At 36.8% G+C, this 23,045-nt stretch carries 25 protein-coding genes, 1 other RNA gene and 1 other annotated feature; of the genes, 19 read left to right on the plus strand and 7 right to left on the minus strand.

The window, feature by feature from the left end:
• The first annotated feature begins 222 nt into the window (after window positions 1-222).
• Together ssrS and LZ480_RS07360 are read left to right on the plus strand one after the other, a co-directional pair.
• A non-coding RNA gene (gene ssrS / locus LZ480_RS07355) (6S RNA) lies at window positions 223-422 on the plus strand.
• A gap of 396 nt (window positions 423-818) precedes the next feature.
• Window positions 819-1,580, plus strand: coding sequence for a tRNA threonylcarbamoyladenosine dehydratase (locus tag LZ480_RS07360; RefSeq protein ID WP_241368767.1), 762 nt, complete (start codon window positions 819-821; stop codon window positions 1,578-1,580).
• A 43-nt stretch (window positions 1,581-1,623) separates the two neighbouring features.
• Here the strand turns inward: LZ480_RS07360 and LZ480_RS07365 are convergent, their stop codons facing one another.
• Window positions 1,624-3,081: a methyl-accepting chemotaxis protein gene (locus LZ480_RS07365; protein WP_241368768.1), complete on the minus strand. Its 1,458-nt coding sequence runs from the start codon at window positions 3,079-3,081 to the stop codon at window positions 1,624-1,626.
• 169 nt (window positions 3,082-3,250) lie between these two features.
• Here LZ480_RS07365 and LZ480_RS07370 point away from each other — a divergent pair, with 169 nt between their 5' ends.
• The gene (locus LZ480_RS07370) at window positions 3,251-3,655 is read left to right on the plus strand and encodes an aminopeptidase (protein ID WP_241368769.1); all 405 of its coding nucleotides are present in this window, start codon (window positions 3,251-3,253) and stop codon (window positions 3,653-3,655) included.
• Between the two features lie 172 nt (window positions 3,656-3,827).
• Window positions 3,828-4,319, plus strand: a complete 492-nt coding sequence (locus tag LZ480_RS07375; RefSeq protein ID WP_241368770.1) for a GTPase — start codon at window positions 3,828-3,830, stop codon at window positions 4,317-4,319.
• Window positions 4,320-4,591: 272 nt separating this feature from the next.
• Here LZ480_RS07375 and LZ480_RS07380 read toward each other — a convergent pair whose 3' ends face one another.
• The gene (locus LZ480_RS07380) at window positions 4,592-5,872 is read right to left on the minus strand and encodes a replication-associated recombination protein A (protein ID WP_241368771.1); all 1,281 of its coding nucleotides are present in this window, start codon (window positions 5,870-5,872) and stop codon (window positions 4,592-4,594) included.
• A 119-nt stretch (window positions 5,873-5,991) separates the two neighbouring features.
• On the opposite strand from LZ480_RS07380, the gene cymR reads away from it, so the two are divergent.
• The 9 genes from cymR to LZ480_RS07425 all read left to right on the plus strand — a co-directional run bounded on the left by cymR (window position 5,992) and on the right by LZ480_RS07425 (window position 13,657).
• Window positions 5,992-6,411 carry a cysteine metabolism transcriptional regulator CymR gene (gene cymR, locus LZ480_RS07385; RefSeq protein ID WP_241368772.1) on the plus strand — a complete coding sequence of 140 codons (420 nt, stop codon included), beginning with the start codon at window positions 5,992-5,994 and terminating at the stop codon, window positions 6,409-6,411.
• A gap of 25 nt (window positions 6,412-6,436) precedes the next feature.
• The gene (locus tag LZ480_RS07390; RefSeq protein WP_241368773.1) at window positions 6,437-7,588 is read left to right on the plus strand and encodes a cysteine desulfurase family protein; all 1,152 of its coding nucleotides are present in this window, start codon (window positions 6,437-6,439) and stop codon (window positions 7,586-7,588) included.
• A 51-nt stretch (window positions 7,589-7,639) separates the two neighbouring features.
• Window positions 7,640-8,758, plus strand: a complete 1,119-nt coding sequence (gene mnmA, locus LZ480_RS07395) for a tRNA 2-thiouridine(34) synthase MnmA (protein ID WP_241368774.1) — start codon at window positions 7,640-7,642, stop codon at window positions 8,756-8,758.
• Between the two features lie 63 nt (window positions 8,759-8,821).
• Window positions 8,822-9,487 carry a tetratricopeptide repeat protein gene (locus tag LZ480_RS07400; protein WP_241368775.1) on the plus strand — a complete coding sequence of 222 codons (666 nt, stop codon included), beginning with the start codon at window positions 8,822-8,824 and terminating at the stop codon, window positions 9,485-9,487.
• A gap of 113 nt (window positions 9,488-9,600) precedes the next feature.
• Window positions 9,601-9,804: a binding site (T-box leader), on the plus strand.
• 53 nt (window positions 9,805-9,857) lie between these two features.
• Complete coding sequence (gene trpE, locus LZ480_RS07405) at window positions 9,858-11,243, plus strand: anthranilate synthase component I (protein ID WP_241368776.1); 1,386 nt, start codon at window positions 9,858-9,860, stop codon at window positions 11,241-11,243.
• Window positions 11,240-11,821, plus strand: a complete 582-nt coding sequence (locus LZ480_RS07410) for an anthranilate synthase component II (protein ID WP_241368777.1) — start codon at window positions 11,240-11,242, stop codon at window positions 11,819-11,821. Before trpE ends, LZ480_RS07410 begins: the two co-directional genes overlap by 4 nt.
• Window positions 11,818-12,186, plus strand: a complete 369-nt coding sequence (locus tag LZ480_RS07415) for a DUF5071 domain-containing protein (protein WP_241368778.1) — start codon at window positions 11,818-11,820, stop codon at window positions 12,184-12,186. Before LZ480_RS07410 ends, LZ480_RS07415 begins: the two co-directional genes overlap by 4 nt.
• Before the next feature lie 114 nt (window positions 12,187-12,300).
• Entirely contained in the window at window positions 12,301-12,795 is a 495-nt protein-coding gene (locus tag LZ480_RS07420; RefSeq protein ID WP_241368779.1) for an RNA polymerase sigma factor, read from the plus strand.
• Window positions 12,785-13,657: a TIGR04104 family putative zinc finger protein gene (locus LZ480_RS07425; RefSeq protein ID WP_241368780.1), complete on the plus strand. Its 873-nt coding sequence runs from the start codon at window positions 12,785-12,787 to the stop codon at window positions 13,655-13,657. Before LZ480_RS07420 ends, LZ480_RS07425 begins: the two co-directional genes overlap by 11 nt.
• A 48-nt stretch (window positions 13,658-13,705) precedes the next feature.
• Here LZ480_RS07425 and LZ480_RS07430 read toward each other — a convergent pair whose 3' ends face one another.
• Window positions 13,706-14,440 carry a glucose 1-dehydrogenase gene (locus LZ480_RS07430; protein WP_241368781.1) on the minus strand — a complete coding sequence of 245 codons (735 nt, stop codon included), beginning with the start codon at window positions 14,438-14,440 and terminating at the stop codon, window positions 13,706-13,708.
• Between the two features lie 102 nt (window positions 14,441-14,542).
• Window positions 14,543-15,022: a glutathione peroxidase gene (locus LZ480_RS07435; RefSeq protein ID WP_241368782.1), complete on the minus strand. Its 480-nt coding sequence runs from the start codon at window positions 15,020-15,022 to the stop codon at window positions 14,543-14,545.
• A 323-nt stretch (window positions 15,023-15,345) separates the two neighbouring features.
• Between LZ480_RS07435 and LZ480_RS07440 the strand changes: the two genes are divergently transcribed.
• A complete protein-coding gene (locus LZ480_RS07440) occupies window positions 15,346-16,197 on the plus strand; it encodes a DegV family protein (RefSeq protein WP_241368783.1) in 852 nt (283 codons plus the stop codon).
• 106 nt (window positions 16,198-16,303) lie between these two features.
• Here the strand turns inward: LZ480_RS07440 and LZ480_RS07445 are convergent, their stop codons facing one another.
• Window positions 16,304-17,515, minus strand: a complete 1,212-nt coding sequence (locus tag LZ480_RS07445; RefSeq protein WP_241368784.1) for an MFS transporter — start codon at window positions 17,513-17,515, stop codon at window positions 16,304-16,306.
• Between the two features lie 136 nt (window positions 17,516-17,651).
• Between LZ480_RS07445 and LZ480_RS07450 the strand changes: the two genes are divergently transcribed.
• The gene (locus LZ480_RS07450) at window positions 17,652-18,536 is read left to right on the plus strand and encodes a LysR family transcriptional regulator (RefSeq protein WP_241368785.1); all 885 of its coding nucleotides are present in this window, start codon (window positions 17,652-17,654) and stop codon (window positions 18,534-18,536) included.
• Between the two features lie 28 nt (window positions 18,537-18,564).
• On the opposite strand, the gene LZ480_RS07455 is transcribed toward LZ480_RS07450, so the two are convergent.
• Complete coding sequence (locus LZ480_RS07455) at window positions 18,565-19,083, minus strand: hypothetical protein (protein ID WP_241368786.1); 519 nt, start codon at window positions 19,081-19,083, stop codon at window positions 18,565-18,567.
• Window positions 19,080-19,538, minus strand: coding sequence for a hypothetical protein (locus LZ480_RS07460; RefSeq protein WP_241368787.1), 459 nt, complete (start codon window positions 19,536-19,538; stop codon window positions 19,080-19,082). The genes LZ480_RS07455 and LZ480_RS07460 overlap by 4 nt, the downstream gene beginning before the upstream one ends.
• A 162-nt stretch (window positions 19,539-19,700) precedes the next feature.
• Here LZ480_RS07460 and rpmG point away from each other — a divergent pair, with 162 nt between their 5' ends.
• The 4 genes from rpmG (at window position 19,701) to LZ480_RS07480 (ending at window position 23,037) form a co-directional block, all read left to right on the plus strand.
• On the plus strand, window positions 19,701-19,850 hold the full coding sequence (rpmG, locus tag LZ480_RS07465) for a 50S ribosomal protein L33 (protein ID WP_008408521.1): 150 nt from the start codon (window positions 19,701-19,703) through the stop codon (window positions 19,848-19,850).
• 211 nt (window positions 19,851-20,061) lie between these two features.
• Window positions 20,062-20,628: a 5-formyltetrahydrofolate cyclo-ligase gene (locus LZ480_RS07470; RefSeq protein ID WP_241368788.1), complete on the plus strand. Its 567-nt coding sequence runs from the start codon at window positions 20,062-20,064 to the stop codon at window positions 20,626-20,628.
• Window positions 20,629-20,644: 16 nt separating this feature from the next.
• A complete protein-coding gene (locus LZ480_RS07475; RefSeq protein ID WP_241368789.1) occupies window positions 20,645-20,848 on the plus strand; it encodes a YqgQ family protein in 204 nt (67 codons plus the stop codon).
• A gap of 296 nt (window positions 20,849-21,144) precedes the next feature.
• Entirely contained in the window at window positions 21,145-23,037 is a 1,893-nt protein-coding gene (locus tag LZ480_RS07480; protein ID WP_241368790.1) for an LTA synthase family protein, read from the plus strand.
• Window positions 23,038-23,045 lie beyond the last annotated feature (8 nt).

The raw sequence follows: 23,045 nt of genomic DNA on the forward strand, positions 1-23,045 counted from the left end.
TTTATTTCGTTTAGTGCTTTTTTCAATGGTTAGGAATGTATTAACTTTTCAATGTGGTCCTTATATGAAAATACATTAATTCGTGTGAACTGTGTATTTCTGAGAGTGAGTCATGCTTTATTTATAGTTTTTTCCATGTATCTAGTTCAAAAACAATATTTTCGAGTAATATATCATTTTTATTTGAATTATCAGAATATTGATGATAATATGATGGTAACACGAATCCTAAGATGTTTGTCACGTAAATTGTTACTAAACACATTTGACCGAACATTTAATCGTCGGGAGCAACTTATTACCGTAGAAGCAAACATGCCCCATTTAGAGCGGGAAGTTTAACACTACGATTAGTGCACCCCCTTGCTAATGATGCGGGATCAAAACGATGTTTTTAGCAAGACGGCATATTTGGGGTTCGTCTATTCATTTTCTTACTCTTCTACTTTAAAAGTGGAGGAGTTTTTTTACTTGATTCAGCAAATTCTTTTTGTACCGAAAGCGAAGCGACAGGTACGAAAAGTCCCCTACTTCTAAAAGTGGGGTGAATGGGGGAACTCAGGCTAAGAAAGCCGCGTCGTGCGGCAACGCCTGAGTGACCAACATCGTGTTGGCCCAAGCCCCGGCGGATGTCACAGATTTTTTAGAGGAGTTTTTCAAGTGAACTTGAAAAAATCTGGACGCAATTGCGCCGAGGCGCAATTGATTGGAAAGGAAATAATTGCTTTTTCAAATGTAAATTAGATTGTTACTTGCATGTACTGGGTGGAGTCGTTATAATTCCTAGTAGAATTATAAAGATTGAGGGGTACAAATAGATGTTGCATCAATTTTCTCGTAATGAGCTAGCTATAGGTTCAGAAGGGCTAGAAAAATTAAAAAGCACAACAGTTGCCATTTTAGGTGTAGGTGGCGTCGGTTCATTTGCTGCAGAAGCATGTGCACGTAGCGGAATAGGCCGTATTATTTTAGTAGACAAAGATAATGTAGATATTACAAACGTCAATCGTCAATTAGTGGCGTACCTATCAACAGTTGGACAATCCAAATCGGGTGTCATGAAGGAACGGATCACTGACATTAACCCTGAATGTGAAGTGATTGATATGCATATGTTCTATACGGAAGAAACGTATGAGCAATTTTTTGCGCAAGGTATCGATTATGTCATTGACGCTTCAGATACAGTAATGTACAAAATCCATATTATGAAGGAATGTTTAAAACGTAATATTCCGATGATTTCAAGCATGGGCGCGGCTAATAAAATGGATCCAACGCGTTTTCAAATTGCTGATATTTCAAAAACACATACAGATCCTTTAGCAAAGGTTATTCGAACTAAGCTTCGAAAAGAGGGGATTAAGAAAGGTGTAACAGTTGTATTTTCAGATGAATCACCAATCGTTGTACGTCCTGATGTAGCGCAGTATGTTGGAAAACCAGAAGCGGAAATCCGTAAAGCGCAATTACCACCATCGTCAAACGCTTTTGTGCCATCTGTAGCGGGCTTAATTGCAGCAAGTTGGGTAATCAATACCATTTTAAAAGACGTGAAAATTACTCGCGTACAAGGTTAATAAAAATCAGCTGTTCTCAAAAGTAGAGAACAGCTGATTTTTATTAACCAATAATTTGTACAGCTTGTTTGTATGTTTCTTCAATATTTTTTGTAACATTGTGTTGATCTTCGTTGATATTTTCTAGTACCAGACATAGCTGGTCGATTGAATTGGTACTTTGCTCAATAATAGCAGCAAATTCATTCGTCGCAATTTCAATTGCCCCTGCATTGTGCTCAATTGATTGAACATTTGTAGAAAACTGTTGTAAATTTTGCTGCAAAGTTTTCATAGCACCAAATAAATTATTAAACGTTTCACTTGAGTCTTGAACTGTTTGTTCTTGGTTTGAGACATGCATAAGCCCGTTCTGTAATCGGCTAAGGGCAAGTTTGTTATAGCTATTTACGTGTGCTAAATTTTGATCGATTTTTAGTACCATATTGTCGGTATTACTAGCTAGTTTACGGATTTCATCGGCAACAATAGCAAAGCCCTTACCGTGTTCACCTGCGCGTGCTGCTTCAATCGACGCGTTAAGTGCTAATAAATTCGTTTGTTCGGTAATTTGATGAATCGAATTGGCAAAATCATTTGTCTCTGAAATTTTATCTGATAATGAAAGAAAGGTCGTATTTAATTCGTTAAAGAAAGACGTAAAACTATTAATTTCTTGCTGAAGCTTGGACATTGAATTTGCGCCATCTACCGCTCGGGTACTTGCTTGTTCTGCACGATCAACAATATTTGTTAATTCAGAAACGATGGAATGAATGGATTGATTCGTTTGCTCGGTACTTTGCACAATATTTTGAACAAAATGTGATTGCTTGTGCGAGCCAATACTTACTTCTTTCAATGAAGCGAGCATTTGCTGATGTGCTGCACTCGAATGATTCGTACTATCGGTAATAAGCAAAAGCTTCGATGTAATAGATTGTACCGAATTTTCAAGATGATCATGTAATTGTCCTTCTTGTACAACATGTTCATTAGCCTCGATCATTAGCATTTCGACATTGTTAAGCAAAGAACGATTTTGGCGAACTTGAAGTAAAATCGCTACGAACATAAGTGTTTGTGTAACAAATACATTTGCTGGATCCACGGCATAGCCGCCTGTGTCAAGCATGAAATTAAAAAGTAGCCCTAATATTGAGCCAATGTATCCAGTAACTAGTACAGTTATTTTGTTGTGCACACTTGATAAGATTAACACGAAAATACTTAAAATAATCGTTGCTAATGTTACTTTGTTTGTAACGATTGTTCCTAAAACAGTTAATACAACAGCTACAATCACGACATAAGGAAAGTAGGCATGAAGCACAGGTAATTTGCGTTGAATTCCATAAAAAACAAACGTAAAACTGACAGGGATGAAAAGTGAAAGCGCTACACCAATAGGGCGGTCAATAAATAATTGTGCTACTGTTCCTAATACAGCCGCGATACCATAAACAAGCATTAAAATAGTGTTTTTTTCGATTAAATCTTTTGCTTTTAACTGCTTAATCATTAAATTAACCTCTCCCTTGCTATTGTGATAAAATAATTAAAATATACAATATATATTAATTTATACATTATTTTCAAATGACTGTCACGGTTTTTTGAATGGCTATTCACTATCTTTATGTGAATATTATTATGGTATAATAACACGAACGCTTAGAAGGGGGATTCTTATGCAAATTCAACAGTTAGAATACAAAGGTCTCAACTTAATGGATGTTGTTAGTACAGTTGAAATTGCAATTGATGCCATGAGAAATACAGTGCATGTATATGATACTCAGCAAGTCGTTGAGCCAGAATATGATTTTGTCACAAAAGGCTATCGATTAAGTGAAGGATTTTACAAAATGGCAGGTGTTATTCAAGCGAAGCCTCTATTTTTAGCTCACAAGGAATTAATGTTATTCGAATGGGTTGAGGCGCATCGTTGGGTTTTTTATTGTTCAAAACAAAAGATTAAGGAATATGAACAGGGGCAATTTCATATTATTCATAGAGATCAATTTTCATCGATAGTGCAGTCTGACACATATAATCAAAAATACTATTCAAAATATGTGAATCGTCTGAAGTGAAAAGGAATAATCTGGCACCGTATTGCAGAATATTCTATTAAAGGGATGAATATGTCAAAAATATGGCGGAATTCTAGTGATTTTTTCGTTTTCACAGAAAGGCGTTTTTTTTTTGCTATAGTAAGGGTACGTATTTGTAATACGTTTGGGGATGTAAGGAGGAATTTTAAAGATGAAAATTGAGTTAAAAAATGATTTATTAAATTTACCGCAGTTACAATTACAGGTCGATACAATCGTATTCGATTATATTGATTCGAAACCAAATTGGTCAAAAGCCTATGAGCAATTAAATACATTATTGCAAAAATGTGCGCAAAATCTCAATGGCTACATGGCAAGAAATGATGGTGCGTTACCTAAAGCGTCTACGTATTGGGTCTTGTATATGGATATCGTAGCAAAGCTATTGTATTTTACAGGTCTAGCAAAATCTCATTTAATTGCTATTGAAGATCAAGAAGCGACAGCACAAATTATTGAATTATATAAAACAAGTGCTAGTTGCTTACCAAATGCTTCAATAGAAGATAATGAAGAGTTTCTTTCAGAAGTTCAAAAAAGTCTTGACCAACTAGTAGGTCAAAAAATTGAACTCTTGACATCTGAGAAAACAGATACATGTATTGAAAAGTTTTACGCATTATCAAAAACTATGGAATAAACAAAAGTGTCTGAACAACTTGTTTCAGGCACTTTTTTATCTGTGAAATAATAAAGGGGGCTGCGCGAAAAGTAAATACTTCTCGCGCAGTGCTTCGTTCATGTATTAATTATCCGCTGCAGGCGGTGCTTCTGCGGTGGTCGAAATAGGAACGAATGCTAAAACCGTCACATCGTGTGACAACGCATTCATGACCAGCATCGTGCTGGCCTCCATCCTCGGCGCAAAGGAGGTGTCCCAGAATCACTTCTCGGACACCCCCCTTTCTTACGTTAGGATTTAAACGATTTTAGTTTTTCATAAATTGCAGCCATTCGTTTTTCCTCACCAGCAATAACCGGTTTATAAAATTCTATTCCTTCTAGCTCATCTGGTAAATATTGCTGCTTCACCCAGCCACCAAATGTTCCAATTGGGGTGTCGTGTGGGTAGTGATAGCCAACATGACCTAGCTCTTTCGCCCCTGCATAATGGGCATCCTTTAGATGATTCGGAATATTTCCAGTTTTGCCCTCATGAATAGCATGGATTGCAGCATCAAGTGCTTGGTAGGCTGAATTGGATTTATCGGATAAGCACATTTCTACAACTACAGCGGCAAGTGGGATGCGCGCTTCTGGAAGCCCGAGTTTTACAGCAGCTTCTGTAGCTGCTTGTACATGTGCGCCGACTGCTGGATTTGCAAGCCCCACATCCTCGTAAGCCATCACAAGTAAACGGCGACAAACCGCAATTAAATCACCACTTTCAAGTAAATGCGCTAAATAATACAGTGCGGCGTTTACGTCACTGCCGCGAACTGATTTTTGTAATGCAGATAATAAATTGTAAAAGTTTGAGCCGCCTTTGTCTCCGAATACTCCGATACGTTTCGCGAGTGTTTCGATTGCATTGTCATTTAATCGTGTTGTACCGTCGATTTCATCAGATGCATAATAAACGGATTCTAAGAGGGTCAGCGCCTTTCGTGCATCTCCATTTGCAGCATTTGCAATTCTTTCTAATTGTTCGTCAGTTGCATGAATTGCTAATCTACCTAAACCTCTTTCTTCGTCAGCTAATGCTTTTTTTAGTAGTTGTAATACATCTTGTTCTGTTAGCCGCTCTAATTGCAATATTTCCCCACAGCGTGAACGAATAGCAGGATTGACATCATGAAACGGATTTTCGGTAGTCGCTCCAATCAATACAATGGAGCCATTTTCAACATGAGGTAAAAGGGTATCTTGCTGTAATTTATTAAACCTATGAATTTCATCTAGGAACAGAATTACTTTGCCACTCATCCGTGCATCCATCACGACTTGTTCGATATCTTTTTTCCCTGCATGTGTGGCATTTAGTGCAAAAAAAGGTATCTTTGAGCTGCCGGAAATTGCATTAGCAATCGATGTTTTACCAACTCCAGGTGGCCCATATAGCAGCATGGAAGGCACATGACCTTTTTCAATCATTTTATAAAGCGGCGTATCAGGACCAAGAATATGTTTTTGTCCGGCGATATCATCAATACGTTTCGGTCTCATTTTATAAGCGAGCGGTTCATTTTGCATGGGATTTCGCTCCTTTATTTGAATTGTATAATATATGATAAAGTATTTCCGAGTGGTTTAAAAGGAGTTATGTTATAATAAATGTTAGTAAAGGACTAGAATAATTTGAGGTGTAACTAATGAAAATTTCAACAAAAGGACGTTATGGTCTGACGATTATGATTGAATTAGCAAAGCATTATGGAGAAGGACCAATTCCATTACGTCAAATCGCTGCAGAAAAAGATTTATCTGAAGCTTATTTAGAGCAACTTGTATCTCCACTACGCAATGCAGGCTTAGTGAAAAGTGTACGTGGAGCGTATGGTGGTTATATGCTAGCATCAAAGCCAGCCGAAATTTCTGCAGCCGATGTGATTCGCGTATTAGAGGGGCCAATTCAGCCAGTCGAAGGAATTGAAAATGAAGAAGCACCTCAACGTGAGCTATGGATGCGTATTCGAGATGCAGTAAAAAATGTACTAGATACAACAACAATCGAAGACTTAGCAAAATATACAAACAACGAAGTAACAGACGGCTATATGTTCTATATTTAGTTTGTATTAAAGGAGTAAAAAGACGTTGAACAACACAATTTATCTTGATCATGCTGCTACGTCTCCCGTTGCACCAGAAGTGATTGAAGTAATGACAAAAGCAATGGCAGAAGATAGTGGCAATGCGTCAAGTATTCATACAGTAGGACGTCGAGCTCGTAAAGCATTAGACGAAGCTCGTGCATCTTTGGCGAAAAAAATTAATGCTAAAACTACGGAAATCATTTTCACAAGTGGTGGTACAGAGGCTGATAATAACGCGATTTTCGGTACAGCATATGCACGTCAACATGAAGGAAAGCATATTATTACGACACAAATCGAACATCACGCGGTACTTCATGCGTGTGAAAAATTACAACGTGAAGGCTTTGAAGTAACCTTTTTACCTGTTGATGAAACAGGTCGTATTGCTACTACTGATATTGAAAAGGCGTTGCGTGAAGACACAATTTTAGTAACAATTATGTTTGGCAATAACGAGGTAGGAACTATTCAACCGATTGCTGAAATTGGAGAATTGTTAAAAAATCATCCAGCAACTTTCCATACAGATGCGGTACAAGCATTTGGCTTACATCAAATCGATGTTGAAGCATTGAACATCGATTTATTAAGTGTGTCTGCCCATAAAATCAATGGACCTAAAGGAATTGGCTTTTTATATGCAAAAACAGGCGTAAAATTAGCAAACCTTATGTATGGTGGCTCTCAGGAGAAAAAACGTCGTGCGGGTACAGAAAACGTACCAGCAGCAGTTGCATTCGCAAAAGCTGCGGAACTTGCTGCTGAAAAAGCACAAACACGTACAAATCAGTACAATGCATTCAAAATGATTTTATTGGAAGAATTTCAACAAGCAGGCATTGATTTTAAAGTGAATGGTCATCAAAAAGATGTGTTAGCACATGTGTTTAATGTGACGTTTAAAGGAACAAATGTCGAGTCCTTTTTAATTAATTTAGATATGGCAGGCGTGCTAGTTTCAAGTGGTTCGGCATGTACAGCGGGTTCGATTGATCCATCCCATGTCCTAGTAGCAATGTTTGGTGAAAATTCCCCAGAACTTCGTAGTTCCATTCGCTTTAGTTTTGGGTTAGGATTAACCAATGAGCTTGTTCGTGAAGCAGGGAAGCGTACTGCAGAAATTGTGAAGCGATTAACTCAGAAAATTTAAGAAAGACTTCGCGCCTTTTACGCGATTTGTCTAAGAAAAGGTGAATAGTAAATGGTAGAAACAAGAGATCCATCACAAATTCGAGTAGTAGTAGGGATGAGTGGTGGTGTAGATTCATCAGTAGCCGCATATTTATTAAAACAGCAAGGCTATGATGTTATCGGTATTTTCATGAAAAACTGGGATGACACGGACGAAAACGGTGTATGTACAGCGACAGAAGATTACGAAGATGTAATCGCTGTATGTAACCAAATCGGCATTCCATATTATGCAGTTAATTTTGAAAAGCAATATTGGGATAAAGTATTTACGTACTTCCTTGAAGAATACAAAGCAGGTCGTACACCAAATCCAGATGTTATGTGTAACAAAGAAATTAAATTCAAGGCGTTTTTAGAGCATGCAATGGCACTTGGCGCAGATTATTTAGCAACAGGTCACTATGCACGTGTTGACCGTGATGAAAACGGTGTGCGCATGCTACGTGGCATTGATAATAATAAAGACCAAACATATTTCTTAAATCAATTAACAGAACAACAAATAGAAAAAGTCATGTTCCCAATCGGACATTTACCAAAGCCAGAAGTGCGTAAAATTGCGGAGCAAGCAGGTCTGGCAACGGCGAAGAAAAAAGATTCAACAGGGATTTGCTTCATCGGAGAGCGTAACTTTAAAGAATTTTTAAGTCAGTACTTACCTGCACAGCCAGGCAATATGGAAACATTTGATGGCGAAGTGAAAGGCACGCATGACGGGTTAATGTACTATACATTAGGACAACGTCACGGCTTAGGAATTGGTGGAGACGGGGAGCCTTGGTTTGTAATTGGTAAAGACTTAGCGCGCAACGTATTAATCGTAGGACAAGGGTTCCACCATGATGCGTTATATTCAGATGCATTATCGGCAGTGAAAATGAGCTTTACATCAGAGGTGAAAACTGGCACATTTAATTGCACGGCGAAATTCCGTTATCGTCAAGAAGATTCGCCAGTTACAGTAACGATGCGTGACGACGGTACAGCCTATATTGAATTTGCAGAGCCAGTACGTGCCATTACTCCAGGTCAAGCTGTTGTATTATATGATGGTGAAGAGTGCCTAGGTGGCGGTACAATTAATGAAGTATTTAAAAATAGTGAAAAACTAACGTACGTTGGGTAAAAACAGCAAATCGCGCAATCATCAATGCGCGATTTGTGTTTTTCTAATTTAGAGGTGAATAGAATGGATACAAATTACAATGAAATTGGCATAAAGGCTTTTCAAGAAAAGCGCTATGAGGATGCTGCACAGGCATTCACACAAGCGATTGAATTGAATCCTGAAGATGCAGTAGGCTATGTCAACTTTGGTACTTTACTTGCAGCAATGAACGATATTGAACGTGCCGAACGTTTCTTCCAAAAAGCGATTACAGTTGATGAGACAGCTGCAACAGCTTACTACGGCTTAGCGAATCTTTATTATGAAGCAGAGCGCTATACAGAAGCAGCAAAGCTTTATCAAAAATCAATTGATCACGGAATTCAAGGTGCAGATGCCTATTATATGCTCGCAAAATGCTTTGAGCGCGGTGAGCAGTACAAATTAGCATTACCATTCATGCAACGTGCAGCAGAACTTGCGCCAAAGGATATTCAAATTCGTTTAACGTACGGGATATTATTATGTACGTTAGAAATGTTCGATTATGCCAAAGCAGAGCTTGATTTTGTTATTGAAGAAGATTGGAATAACGCAGATGCACATTACAACTTAGGTGTGTTATATGCGGTTTCAACGACAGATACAGAAAAAGCGAAGTACCACTTGAAGCAGGCGTATACATTACAGCCTGAGTTTGATCAAGCGAAATATATATATGATATGATTTGTCAACGTGATAATTAATAACGCTCAATCCCCATTTTGCATTTTGTGAAGTGGGGATTTTTGTTTAGAAATATCTGTGTATTTAAATTAGTTTGAAAAACTATCGAAGTCGTTATACAATATTAACTAATATAAAAGCAATGATGAAGAGAAGTAGTGAGGTTGTGTTTTTTAGAGAGCTAACGGTTGGTGGGAGTTAGTAAATGCACTTTACGAAATGGACTTTCTAGCTGCATAGAGGAAATGCTATGCCGTAGCTCTCACGTTACGAGAAATGAGTGGACTATATTTAGTATAGTCAATAAAGGTGGCACCACGGCTCTTTCGTCCTTTACAAACGAAAGGGCCTTTTTGTGTGCGCAAAAGCATGAGTTGAGGAGAGATGAGTATGGTAGTTGAGATGAAGGGTTATGTAATGAAGCAATTGAACGGCGATACATTAACGCCGATTGCTATTTATGAGGCATTACAAGCAAAGCAAAAAGTATTGTTTGAATCGAATGCGAAATTTAAAGATAGTGGGCGCTATTCATTTATTGCACTAGACCCAATTGGTGAGTTAAAAGGTGGCGCCAAAACTAGTACGTATAAGTTGGGCGAAGAAGTGGAAAAAACGGTAGAAAAGCCGGTTCTAACCATGTTAAAAGAGCTATTGCCAATTAGAAAGGAAGCAATGCCATTTGCATTTTTTGGTGGAGTAATTGGTTATTTCGGTTATGAAACCGCTTTTCACTTTGAGCAGATTGGTGAAATAATTGGTGATGTTTACAATATGCCGGATGTGCATGTATTTTTCTATGACACATTTATTGTGATGGATCATTTACTGCAGCAAGTGTCCATTGTTGTGATTGATTTATTGCAACAAGGGCGTAGTGAACAAGAAATGCTCGAAAAAATACGGCAAATTGAAGCGCAAATGACTGCAAATGTCATTCAACAACAAGAAGTAAGTCAAGTAAATTTTGAACCGACAATTGAAAAACAGCGTTTCATTGATATGGTTGAAACAGCAAAAGACCATATTCGACGCGGCGATATTTTCCAAGTTGTGTTATCACAGACGTTTGAAGCAAATTTTAATGAAAATCCATTTGCACTTTATCGAAAATTGCGTACAACTAACCCGTCGCCATATATGTTTTACATGGATTTCGGTCCGTACACGATTTTAGGAACATCGCCAGAAAGCTTGGTAAAAGTGCAAAATGGTATTGTCACAACAAATCCAATAGCTGGTACAAAACCGCGTGGAAAAACATCTCAGGAAGATGAGGCTATAGCACAAATGTTATTGCAAGATGCTAAGGAAATTGCAGAACATAAAATGTTAGTAGACCTAGGTAGAAACGATGTCGGTCGTGTTTCAAAAATTGGCACGGTTGAAGTGAAAAAATATATGCAAATTGAAAAATATAAATATGTGATGCACATTGTATCAGAAGTGATTGGAACGCTACGTGATAATGCCCATTTAGTCGATGTATTAGCCTCAAGCTTACCTGCAGGAACGGTATCGGGTGCTCCGAAGATTCGTGCCATGCAAATTATAAATGCATTGGAGAAACGAAAGCGCGGCATTTATGCAGGGGCGATTGGTTATTTATCAACATCGTGCAATATGGATTTGGCACTCGCAATTCGTACGATGATTGTAAAAGATGGTAAAGCATATGTACAAGCAGGTGCAGGCATTGTCTATGATTCAGTGCCAGAGTCTGAATACGAAGAAACGCTAAATAAAGCAAAAGCGTTATTGGAGGTGCGAAAATGATTTTACTTATCGATAATTATGATTCGTTTACGTATAATTTATATCATCAAATTGGACAGTTTTATGAAGATATTAAAATTGTTCGAAATGACGCATTAACAGTAGAGGATATTCGCAAATTGCAGCCAAAAGCAATCGTCATTTCTCCAGGTCCAGGTGAGCCAAAAGAGGCGGGCATTGTCATTGAGATGATTCAAGCTCTATATAAGGAGTTCCCGATGTTAGGGATATGCTTAGGTCATCAATCCATTGGGGAAGCTTTTGGTGCAACCGTTAGCCGCGCAAAAAATATTATGCATGGGAAGACAAGTGAGTTAGAGTATGAGCCAAAGGGGTTATTTGCTGGATTTAATGATGATATTGAAGTAATGCGCTACCATTCATTAATTATTGAAGCGCGTACATTATCCGATGAATTTGAAGTCGTTGCCACGAGTAAAGATGATGGTGAAATTATGGCGATTCAGCATAAAAATTACCCAATTTACGGTCTGCAATTCCACCCTGAGTCAATTGGAACAGAGAAAGGCCACAAAATGATTCAAGCGTTTTTTCAGCACATTGAGGCGCATGTATGACTCCAAAAAATAAATTTGATATTGAGGAAGTCGAGACATTAAGAAATAAGCCAGCAAATGAAGTCGTGCCTTTACTTCCAGAACTTATGACTTGGATGCAAGATATGAATTGGCCGGTCGCAAAATCTGTAGTAGAACTTTTATTAACGTATCCAACCGAAATTACACCGTTAATAGATGAAGTATTAGCGGGTGATGACGATATGTGGGTATATTGGTGTTTAGTTGAACTCGTACCGAAATTGCCGTTTTACTCAAAACTTGTGTTAGCAGAGGCGGTTGAGCAAATTGCATCTGGGCAGCGAGGATTTGATGAAGATGTCATAGAGCTAGCGCAAGAAGCCTTACGAAGTTTTGAACCATAAAACATTCACGCCTAATGAAACTCGTTAGGCGTTTTTGTTTTAAAATATTTTTTTTAATATTTTGCGTCCAAATTGAAATATTCTCCGTCTATACGGGTGAAGGGAGGTAGCAAAATGGACATTGAACTATTAATTGATACATATAGCGATTATTTATATCGCATAGCGTTTATATATACGAAAGACCGTCTTGTAGCAGAAGAAGTCGTGCAAGATGTATTTGTGAAATATTATCATACCTCCGAACAGTTTAAAGGGGAAGCATCATTAAAAACGTATTTAATTAAAATCACAATCAATTGTAGTTATGATTATTTACGCAGTTGGAAAAATAAAAAGCATATGTTGGTCGAGTATTTTCAAGGTGCTACAAAAGGGACAGAACAACTATATGTAGAACAGGAGCTACGCGCGGAAATTACTGCAGCTGTTTTAACATTACCAGTTAAGGACCGAGAAGTACTACTGCTTTATTATTATGAGGAAATGACAGTATTTGAAATTGCTGAAGTTTTAGAAGTAGCGGTTTCAACGGTGAAATCGCGCTTACAACGGGCACGAGCAAAATTAAAGCCAAAGTTACAATGGGAGGTGACATATGATGAATAACAAGCAGTGGAAACAGGAATTACTAGAGCTGAAGTTATTAAAAGAACAAAAAAAGATTATAAAAGAACGCGTGTTTGAACAACAATACATAGCCCGGAAAAAAACATTTAATTGTCCAGTAATTATTGCGCCAGCTTTTATACTATTACTTGCGTTTTGTGTGCTGTTAATTTTCACAGATTCGTCAAGTGGAACGCGCATTCATCAAGCGTCCCTGCAACCTAGTAACTTACCAGAAACAGACCATTCGAAATATTTGCAATTACATATGCGTCTAAGTTTAGCCATTAGTATAGGTATCATTATTAATGGATTTATGGCAATTCTCATCGTTATGAAAACAAAGCGTTGGCAACAAACGATTATCCAAAAAATCCGCAAAATCATTATTAAGTCGCGTTATATTCTAACATTTTTAGTATCGTTTTTGTTATATAGCTTTACCGTTATCGCCTCACTTGTAATCCTGTCAGAGCAAGTGAAAATCATCATGATTTATTTATTGGTTATCGTGTTTGCATATTTAAGTATTTTATTTGGTGCACGGAATATCGTAAAAAAAGCTTATTGTCCACATTGTCAGCATGAATTTTCACGGAAAGAAAAACGGAAATTAATGATGTACTTTAAAATGGAACTACGTTGTCATCAATGTAATGGTAAATTGTATTATGGAAAAAAGACAAGTCAAGCATCTGGGATTATTACATGTATAATGAGTGCATTATTAATAATTCCTGTAAATTTTGGGGTTCCATTCTGGGTTACTTTTACATGTGGAGTTTCGATGTATGCAGCTGTAATCTATTTCTTGCTTCCATTATTTTTACAATTGGAAGGCGAAGAAAAACCTCTATTTTAAAAAAGCAGCCAGAGGAACATCGCCTCGGCTGCTTTCGTTTTTTAACTATTATTGTGCTGACATACCGCCATCAATAATGAATTCAGAACCAGTTGAGTAGCTAGACTCATCTGAAGCTAAGAATAATACCATGTTTGACACTTCTTCTGGTTGTGCAACGCGTTTTAATGGAATCATTTTAGAGAATGCTTCAACAGCCGCTTTTGTATCTTCTTGAACAACCATTGGTGTAGCGATAACACCTGGGTGTACAGAGTTTACGCGAATGCCCATAGGCGCTAAGTTAATTGCTGCTGCTTTTGTCATACCACGTACTGCGAATTTAGTATCTGTGTAACCGATTGCACCAGCTACTAAACCATTTAATGAAGAAATGTTAACGATTGAACCGCCGCCAGCTTTCGCCATAGAAGCTGCTACAGTTTTCATACCTAAAAATACTGAAACTTGGTTAATTTCAACGATACGACGGTATTCTTCAACCGTAACGTCTAACATGTTTTTAGCCATTGTAATACCAGCATTGTTTACTAAAACGTTTACTGGACCGAATGCTTCTTCTGCTTTTGCGACAACTGTTGCCCAATCTTCTTCACTTGCAACGTTTTGTTTAACGAAAATTGCGTTTTCGCCAAGCTCTGCAGCAAATGCGTTACCTTTTTCTTCGTTTAAATCTGTTAAAACTACTTTTGCACCTTGTTCTACAAATAGTTTAGCATGTGCTGCACCCATACCTTGTGCTGAACCTGTAATAATTGCTACTTTGTTGTCTAAACGACCCATAATAAACACTCCAAAATTTTATTATTAACATACGTCATTGCGTACATCTTAATAATAGTATACCTGTAAACTATCATTCCGTCATCTAATAAGCATTGGAAATTATGAATTCTTTAAAAGCTTTGAGATTTCCTGTTCAGCTTTAATTGGATTGTCTTGTGGTGCATATCGTTTTACGACGTTGCCATCGCGATCAATGAGAAATTTTGTGAAATTCCACTTGATTGCTTGTCCGAGTAATCCTTTCGCTTCAGATGTTAAATGTTGAAACAATGGATGTGCCTCTGAACCATTTACTTTAATCAATTCATGCATAGGAAAGGTTACACCATAATCGAGGCGACAAAATTGAGCCGCTTCCTCACCGTTTGCTAGTTCTTGTTTAAATTGATCGGAAGGGAAACCTAAAACAACAAAGCCATCTTTATTATATTTTGCGTAGAGTGCTTCCAATTGAGTAAATTGCTTCGTAAAACCACATTTACTCGCAGTATTGACAATCATCATTACTTGTCCTTTATAGGCATCTAATTGATACGAATCACCCTGTTCATTCTTGACTGAAATATCGTAAATATTCATTAAAAAGTCCCCTTTATGAAGAAATTTAGAGCAAAAATACTAATTAAATTTATCGTACTAGAAAAATTATTGCCTGTAAAATGATTGTCATCTATTAAAATTTGAAGAACTTTGAAAATGCGTGTCGAAATATTGTCTATGAAATAATTTTTTTTCGACAATATGACATTTGTCACTTTGTCCCTAATGTGAATCCGCTTACATTGTTTGGAGGTTAGAAAAACAATGTAAGATAAATAGTGTGAAATGATCTTGTATTATGTCGATTTCTCTGGAAAATTGATGAGGCTCATATCCACTAAAAAAACTTGAGGGGCTATTAAATGACTATAAAGATTGCATGGGTTACAGATACGGCAGCATATTTATCGCCGGACTACATTAAAGAACATAATATTCACGTATTACCATTACATATTGTTTTTGAAGAAGGTGCATTACGTGAAACAATAGATATGACACATGATGAATTTTATGATAAATTACGCTACGCCAATACACATCCGAAAACATCACAACCAGCCTTTGGGGAGCATGTGGCATTATATGAGCAATTAAAACAACAGGGCTATGACTGTGCAATTGCTATTCATACGTCTGAGCGTTTATCAGGTACTGTAGCAAGTTCACCTATGGCTGCACAACAAGCGGGGTTTAAAAACTATCCCATTGATTCCTTAATTGGTTCGTACCCAATGCAGGTAATGATTGAAAAAGGGATGGAGTTAGAAAAACAAGGGCTTGAGCCAGAGCAAATTGTTGAGCAAATTTTAACGATGCGTGAAAAAGCTGAGTTAGCATTTATTCCTGAAAGCTTAGAACAACTTAACAAAAGTGGGCGCGTTTCCGGAACAGCGATGTTTTTAAGTAATCTATTAAATATTAAATTAGTAATTGAGTACAATAAGGAGGGTGGCGTTGAAGTTGTACAAAAAGTTCGTGCAGATAAACGTGCAAAAAAGGCGGTAATCGAAAAATTACAGCGTGCAATGGAAAAGTCACCAGTGAACGAAGTAGCAATTATTAACTGTAATAATGAGCAAGGCGCAAATGAGTGGAAGCAAGAGCTATTACAACTATTTCCATACATTACATTTAAACCAACTCCTCTTTCAGCATGTGTAGGTGTGCATGCGGGGGAAGGTACACTTGGATTAACTTGGGTTCGTGAATAGAAGTGGGTTGGGGCAGAATTAGTTTCAGTTCAAATAAAAAATCGGAATTGCGGTAGGGGCAATTCCGATTTTTTGCACTTTCACATGATAGGTTTTGTTCAAAGTTTTATGGTGTCACTTCAGAATGAATAATTTGACGATGTTTAATCGTTTGAATGGTTGCAGCTAAAATAAATGTAATGACAAGTGCACTAGCCATAAATAGCACTACACCTGTCCAACCAAATGTTGTCCAAAATACTCCGCCAGCAGTCCCTCCAATACTTGAGCCAATGTAATACGCAAATAAATAAAGTGAAGACGCCTGTGCTTTATCTTGTTTAGCAGCAGCACTTACCCAACCACTTGCAGTTGAATGCGAGCCGAAAAAGCCAAATGTAAAGATGACAAGCCCGATAATTTTTACAACTAAGCTATTTGGTAATGTTAATAATGCACCGCTTAGCATAATCACAATACCACAATATAAAACATGTTGGCGTCCGAAACGATCCGACAAGCTACCAAACCAAGCTGAACTCCATGAACCAACTAAATACACGACAAATATCCAACCGACAATTGCGGTACTCAAATTGAATGGTGGCTCAACTAATTTAAAGCCAATATAATTAAACATTGTTACAAAGCTCCCCATCAGCGTAAAGCCGATGCCAAATAAACAAACAAGTCCCGGATTTTTAATGTGCTGTACTAATGATTTCGTTAATGCTTTCAATTGAAGTGGGCGCGCAGAAAAATGCTTTGATTCTGGTAGTGCCCATACAAAAACCGCACTAATAATCAAGCTAATTACACCTAGGGTAATCATGCCAACATGCCAATTAAAATAGTGTGTCATCGTGCCCATAATGACACGTCCTGATAGTCCACCTATCGCATTGCCGCTAATATAAAGTCCCATTGCAGATCCTAAACTAGCAGCTTCCATTTCCTCGCCTAAATAAGCCATCGCAATTGCAGGTACACCCGCAAACACAAAGCCTTGAACAAGACGTAATAATAATAACACTTCAAAGCTTGGAGCAAAGGCAAGTGTTAAGGTTAAAATCGAGGCAGCAAAAATCGAAACCGTCATCAATTTTTTACGTCCCCAAGCTTCCGATAGTGAACCAAATAAAATTAGGCTAAATGCTAACATGCATGTTGCAACAGAGAGGGACAAACTTGCTACTGCTGGTGTAACCCCGTAATCTCTTGTAAATTGCGGCATCAGTGGCTGTGTAATGTAAAGATTGGCAAATGTAATAAAACCGGCAGCAAACAATGCCAAATTCGTTAATGTAAAATTCTTTGATCCTTTTTGTATGTAATCCACAAATATCCCTTCAATCATTGAAAATGTGACTATTTATTGTCCAAATACTTTCTTCAAGTATAGTTGACATGTCATAATAAAGATAATTCATAGTTTTTATGTACCTTATAAATAAAAGTTATAAGAGGTGTTGGAAGTGGAGCTATTATCGTTAGTGTATTTTAGAGAGGTGGCACAGTTAGAAAATATGTCTCGTGCTGCAGAAAAGCTTCATATTTCCCAGCCAGCGCTTAGTAAGTCGATTTCACAGTTTGAAGCGAGCTTAGGTTTAGAACTGTTTGATCGCAATGGCCGATCGATTAAATTAAACCGCTATGGTCATTTTTTCTTAAAGCGTGTGGAAAAAATATTATATGATTATGATCAAGCGCGTGAGGATCTAATGAGTTTAGTGTCACCGGGGCACGGGGAAGTATCGATAGGCTTTATGCATACGTTAGGACTTCAGGTTATTCCGTCACTAATGAACGATATTCGCACAGTCTATCCGAACATGCAATTTCAATTAACACAAAGTAATACCATGGTGTTACTAGAGAAGCTAGAAAAGCGTGAAATTGATATTTGTTTAATTTCTTCATTAAATTACAAGTCAACAATATATTGGGAGAGATTGTGGGAAGAGGAGCTATTTTTAATTGTTCCAGAGGGGGATGTGCTTGCTGAAAAAGAGCGGGTGAAGGTAAAGGATTTTGCTGCGCGACCGTTTATTTCGATTAAAAAGGGAAATTCTTTACGTAAATCGGTCGATGATTTGTATCGTCAAGAAGGTTTTGAATTAAATGTTGCTTTTGAAGGGGAGGAGGTTCATACGTTAGCTGGCTTAGTTGAAAGTGGGTTAGGGATCTCACTTATCCCAGTGATTAAAGGGATTGAACAATATAAAGTACGCGTGATTCCTGTAGATGCTGAAAATTGTAAACGTGAAGTAGGGTTTGCCCATGTAAATAATCAATTGCTATCAACGACAACAAAGCAGTTTATCGCTTTCATTAAGCAATACTTCAAAGGGAATGGGTGATAGAATGTTGAGATTCTACCACCCATTTTTAGTCCACCTTTTTTCCTGTTAATGTTTTCGCGATCTCTTCAATCGTCATATCCGAGTGTAAATCGAATGCTCCTTTTTGAATTGATCGAGAATATTCAGGTTTTGCTAAGAAAAGCTCTAATTCACGCCCATTTTTGACGATCCCTAAATCTTCTGCTTGTTTACCTATTGTATAGATCGATACATTTTCATATATGTAGATTGTCGCTTCAATAATATCCGTACTAGACGCAGTTGATTCTGATGAATCTTTTACTGTTTCAACAAAGCTAGTTGATTCTTGTGAAGCTGCTGTTGTTTTTTTTTCATCATTTTCAGTTGTTGCTACTACTTCTGTAGCCTCTTGCTTAGCGAGCTGATTATTTAATAGTTCAATTTGTTGTTCATAATTTTTGATTTGCTTTTCAAGTTCTCGTGTATCAGCAGTTTGTTGATCTGGAAAGAATTGATCGTAGCCTGCGATCGCTGCACCAGCTAAAAAAACTCCAATACCGAATGCGCGCATAGACTTTTTCATTGAATGCCTCCATTTGCAATAATCGTTTGGATTTGAGCATGTGAAAGGGTAGAGCGTTTGCTAATTTCGTCGATAGATAGACCTTGTCCGTTAAGTGCTAGTACTTGGCTTACTAAAATACTGTTAATCGGTTTACTATTTGCTTTAGGTGTATTTTGAGAATGAGCACCATAGAATTGTGCTGCTTTTACTTGCGCGGCTACTTGTTGAAATGAACCCATTGCATCTTGTTGTTTTTTTTGACTTAAGTTTGGTGATTTTACTTGGAAGTTTGGTTCAACAAGTAATTCTTCCTCTAATGTTTTAATACGTCGCTTTAAAGAATTTGTTTCCTGATAGATATTAATGGATAAATCATCTAATTCTTTTTCCAATTTAGATGACTTGTCTTTGAAAAACAAAGATAAAACGACAAAAACTATACCAACAATCATAATGATTGATGAAATTTCCATTATGTAGTCCCCCTGAACAGCTAATATTAAATTTATTTTACCATATCAAAAGTTAATAATAAATCATGCTAGATTTTTTCGAAGAGTGTGTTATAATAGGTAAGTCGTATAAATCATGCTCAAATAAATTTATATTCTTAATTTAGAGTGGGAGGGTTAATAATGCGCGTAAACATTACTTTAGCTTGCACAGACTGCGGCGAACGTAACTACATTTCAAAAAAGAACAAGCGTAACAATCCAGAGCGTCTTGAACTTAAAAAATATTGCTCTCGCGAGAAGAAGTACACTCTTCACCGTGAAACAAAGTAATAATCGCTCAATTAGCCAAAGCCACTTGTTGGTTTTGGCTTTTTACATTCATTTTGTTAAAACTTATTATGATTTTTTATATTACAGTAAAAAATGATAATAGCTTTTAACTTGGTGGATAAGAAAATATTCGTTTTTCAATGTAATCCACACAAGTAAAGACATCATTTGGCGCGAAATGTGTTTTTCTAATTTGAAACGGGGGATTTGCATGGATAAAAAACAACTTCGAAATACAGTTTTACAGCAATTAAATGACATGTCGTATCAGCAGTATCGGGATCGTTCTTATGCGATAGCGCAAAATTTATTGCAACAGCCGGCAATAATTGATGCAACGATGATTGGTATTACTTTATCAAACAAACCGGAAGTGGATACAAGTTTTATAATTGAACAACTGTGGAAAATGAATAAAAAAGTTGCTGTTCCAAAATGTGCAGTACCTGAACATGCCATGCAATTTTATGAAATTGACACGTTTGCCCAAACAGAACGTGCTTATAAAAATATTTTAGAGCCAATTCCAGAATTTTGTGACCCAGTAGAAAAACAACAAATCGATGTCATCGTAGTACCGGGTGTTGTTTTTGATGATGGAGGCTACCGCATTGGTTTTGGCGGTGGTTATTACGACCGATATTTACAAGGCTATAATGGAATGAAAATAGCATTGGCATTTGATGAACAATTGATAAACAAAGTACCGCGAGAATCACATGATCTGCCGGTACATATATTAGTAGGAGAACACATGAGCGTTATTTGTGAACAATGATTTGGAGGTCTGATTTATGCAATCAATGTTAGATATTATTCACTTATTAAAACAATATGGCATATACATTTATACGAAGGATCGAATTGGTGATTTGAATTTAATGGAAGATGAAATTAAAGAATTGTATAAATCAAAATTTATGGATACAAAAGATTTCCAAATGGCATTACTAATTCTCCGCCAAGAAGAGCAAAGACTGAAAATAGAAAATCAATAATTTCAATCGTTTTACGCTGTTTGTTTTACGAGGAATATAAATGTGTTTAACAAATATTCCCTTAAAACAGCGGGAAAATTCGCTGTTTTACTATTTTGTGAAACCTTTCTTTTATTCAAACGTACTAACTAATAATGTGTAACTTATAAATTTCCTGAAACTATTTACTTTTTAATGCCGTGAGAAATTATGTTGCACAGGGCATCAAAAAGGACTAATATATACTTTGTTTCAATTAGAAATATATTTTTTTAATATAAAATAAAAAGTACTACTATAGAGAGGATGTATAGGATATGAGAAATCTTAAGTGGCCTAAACATTCGATATTAGCGATTGCTGTAATAGTAACTTGGATTAAGACGGTTATTGTTTACGAAACTAGTTTTGATATGGATATAGAAAATGCGATGCAAATGTTAATTTTAATTATTAACCCGCTAAGCTTTTTATTATTTTTCTATGGCCTATCATTATTCTTAAAATCTCCAAAAGCACAAAATCGTTATATCGTAGGCGGCAGTATTTTACTTGCGTTTATCCTTTATGGGAATGTAACATTTTACCGATTCTATAATGACTTTGTTACATTACCTGTATTATTCCAAACAAGTAACTTTGGGGAATTAGGGACATCTGCTGCGGCAATTATTAGCTGGATGGATATTTTATACTTTGTAGATGTATTCATCATTTTAATAGCATTGAAATTTTTACCGAAAGTACAAAACTATAAGCCGGTGCGCAAAGATGCTCGTAAAGCTTACTTTGTAATGGCGGCAGCTGTATTGTTTTTAAACTTAGGGTTAGCTGAAACCGAGCGCCCCCAATTATTAACACGTGCATTTGACCGTGAACTATTAGTAAAAAATATCGGTACGTACAATTACCATTTATATGATATTTATGTACAATCAAAATCATCTGCGCAACGTGCGTTAGCAGATGGCAGTGAGTTAGTCGAAGTAAACAACTATGTTCGTGCCAATCAAGCAGAGCCAAACGTACAGATGTTTGGTAAATATGAAGGGCGTAACGTCATTGCTGTTTCATTAGAATCATTACAAAATTTTGTCATTAACAATGAAATGAATGGCGAAGAGATTACACCATTTTTAAACTCACTAACACAAGATAAAGATACGTATTATTTTAATAATTTCTACCACCAAACAGGGTTAGGAAAAACATCTGATTCAGAGTTTATTTTTGAAAACTCATTATTCGGATTGGGTCGTGGTGCGGTATTCTTCACACATGGTGAGAACACGTATAACTCATTTGCAGAGAGCTTAGGCGAAAATGGGTACTATACAAATGTCATGCATGCCAATAGTAAATCATTCTGGAACCGCGACATGATTTACAAATCATTCAATATAGATAACTTTTATGATGTTGAATCATATGATGTTAATGATGGAAACTCTGTGAACTGGGGATTAAAGGATATCCCATTCTTCGAGCAATCAACAAAATTGATGAAAGACATGCCACAACCTTTTTATAGTCGTTTAATTTCATTAACAAACCACTATCCATTCTATCTAGATCCTGAAGATATGATGATTAATGAATTTGATTCAAGTTCTGGTACATTAAATCGTTATTTCCAAACAGTTCGTTATTTAGACGAATCTGTAAAAGAATTCTTCGATGATTTAAAAGAACAAGGTTTATATGAAAATTCAATTATTGTGATGTATGGTGACCATTATGGGATTTCAGAAAATCATAATAAAGCGATGGCACAATATTTAGGTAAAGATGAAATTACAGCTTATGATAGTGCATTATTACAATCTGTGCCATTATTCATCCATATTCCAGGCTCAAATGATGGACAAGTGATGGAAGAAGTTTCTGGGCAAATAGATTTGCGTCCAACATTATTACATTTATTAGGGATCGACACGTCTAAGGACATGCAGTTAGGTGCAGATTTATTCTCTGAAGAGCATGAGGACTTTGTTGTTTTCCGTGATGGTCGATTTATTACAGATAAAGTAGTGTATGCAGGTGAAGTTTGCTATGACCGTGAAACTGGCGAAGAGATTGATATCGTGAACTGTCAGCCATATATTGAACGAGCAACAAAAGAGCTAGGTTATTCTGATCAAATTATTAACGGCGATTTACTGCGCTTCTATGATGCGGAAACGGGTAATCTAACTGTTGATGAAAAATAACAAAGGGG

This window comes from Solibacillus palustris (assembly GCF_022549215.1).
Lineage (GTDB): Bacteria > Bacillota > Bacilli > Bacillales_A > Planococcaceae > Solibacillus > Solibacillus daqui.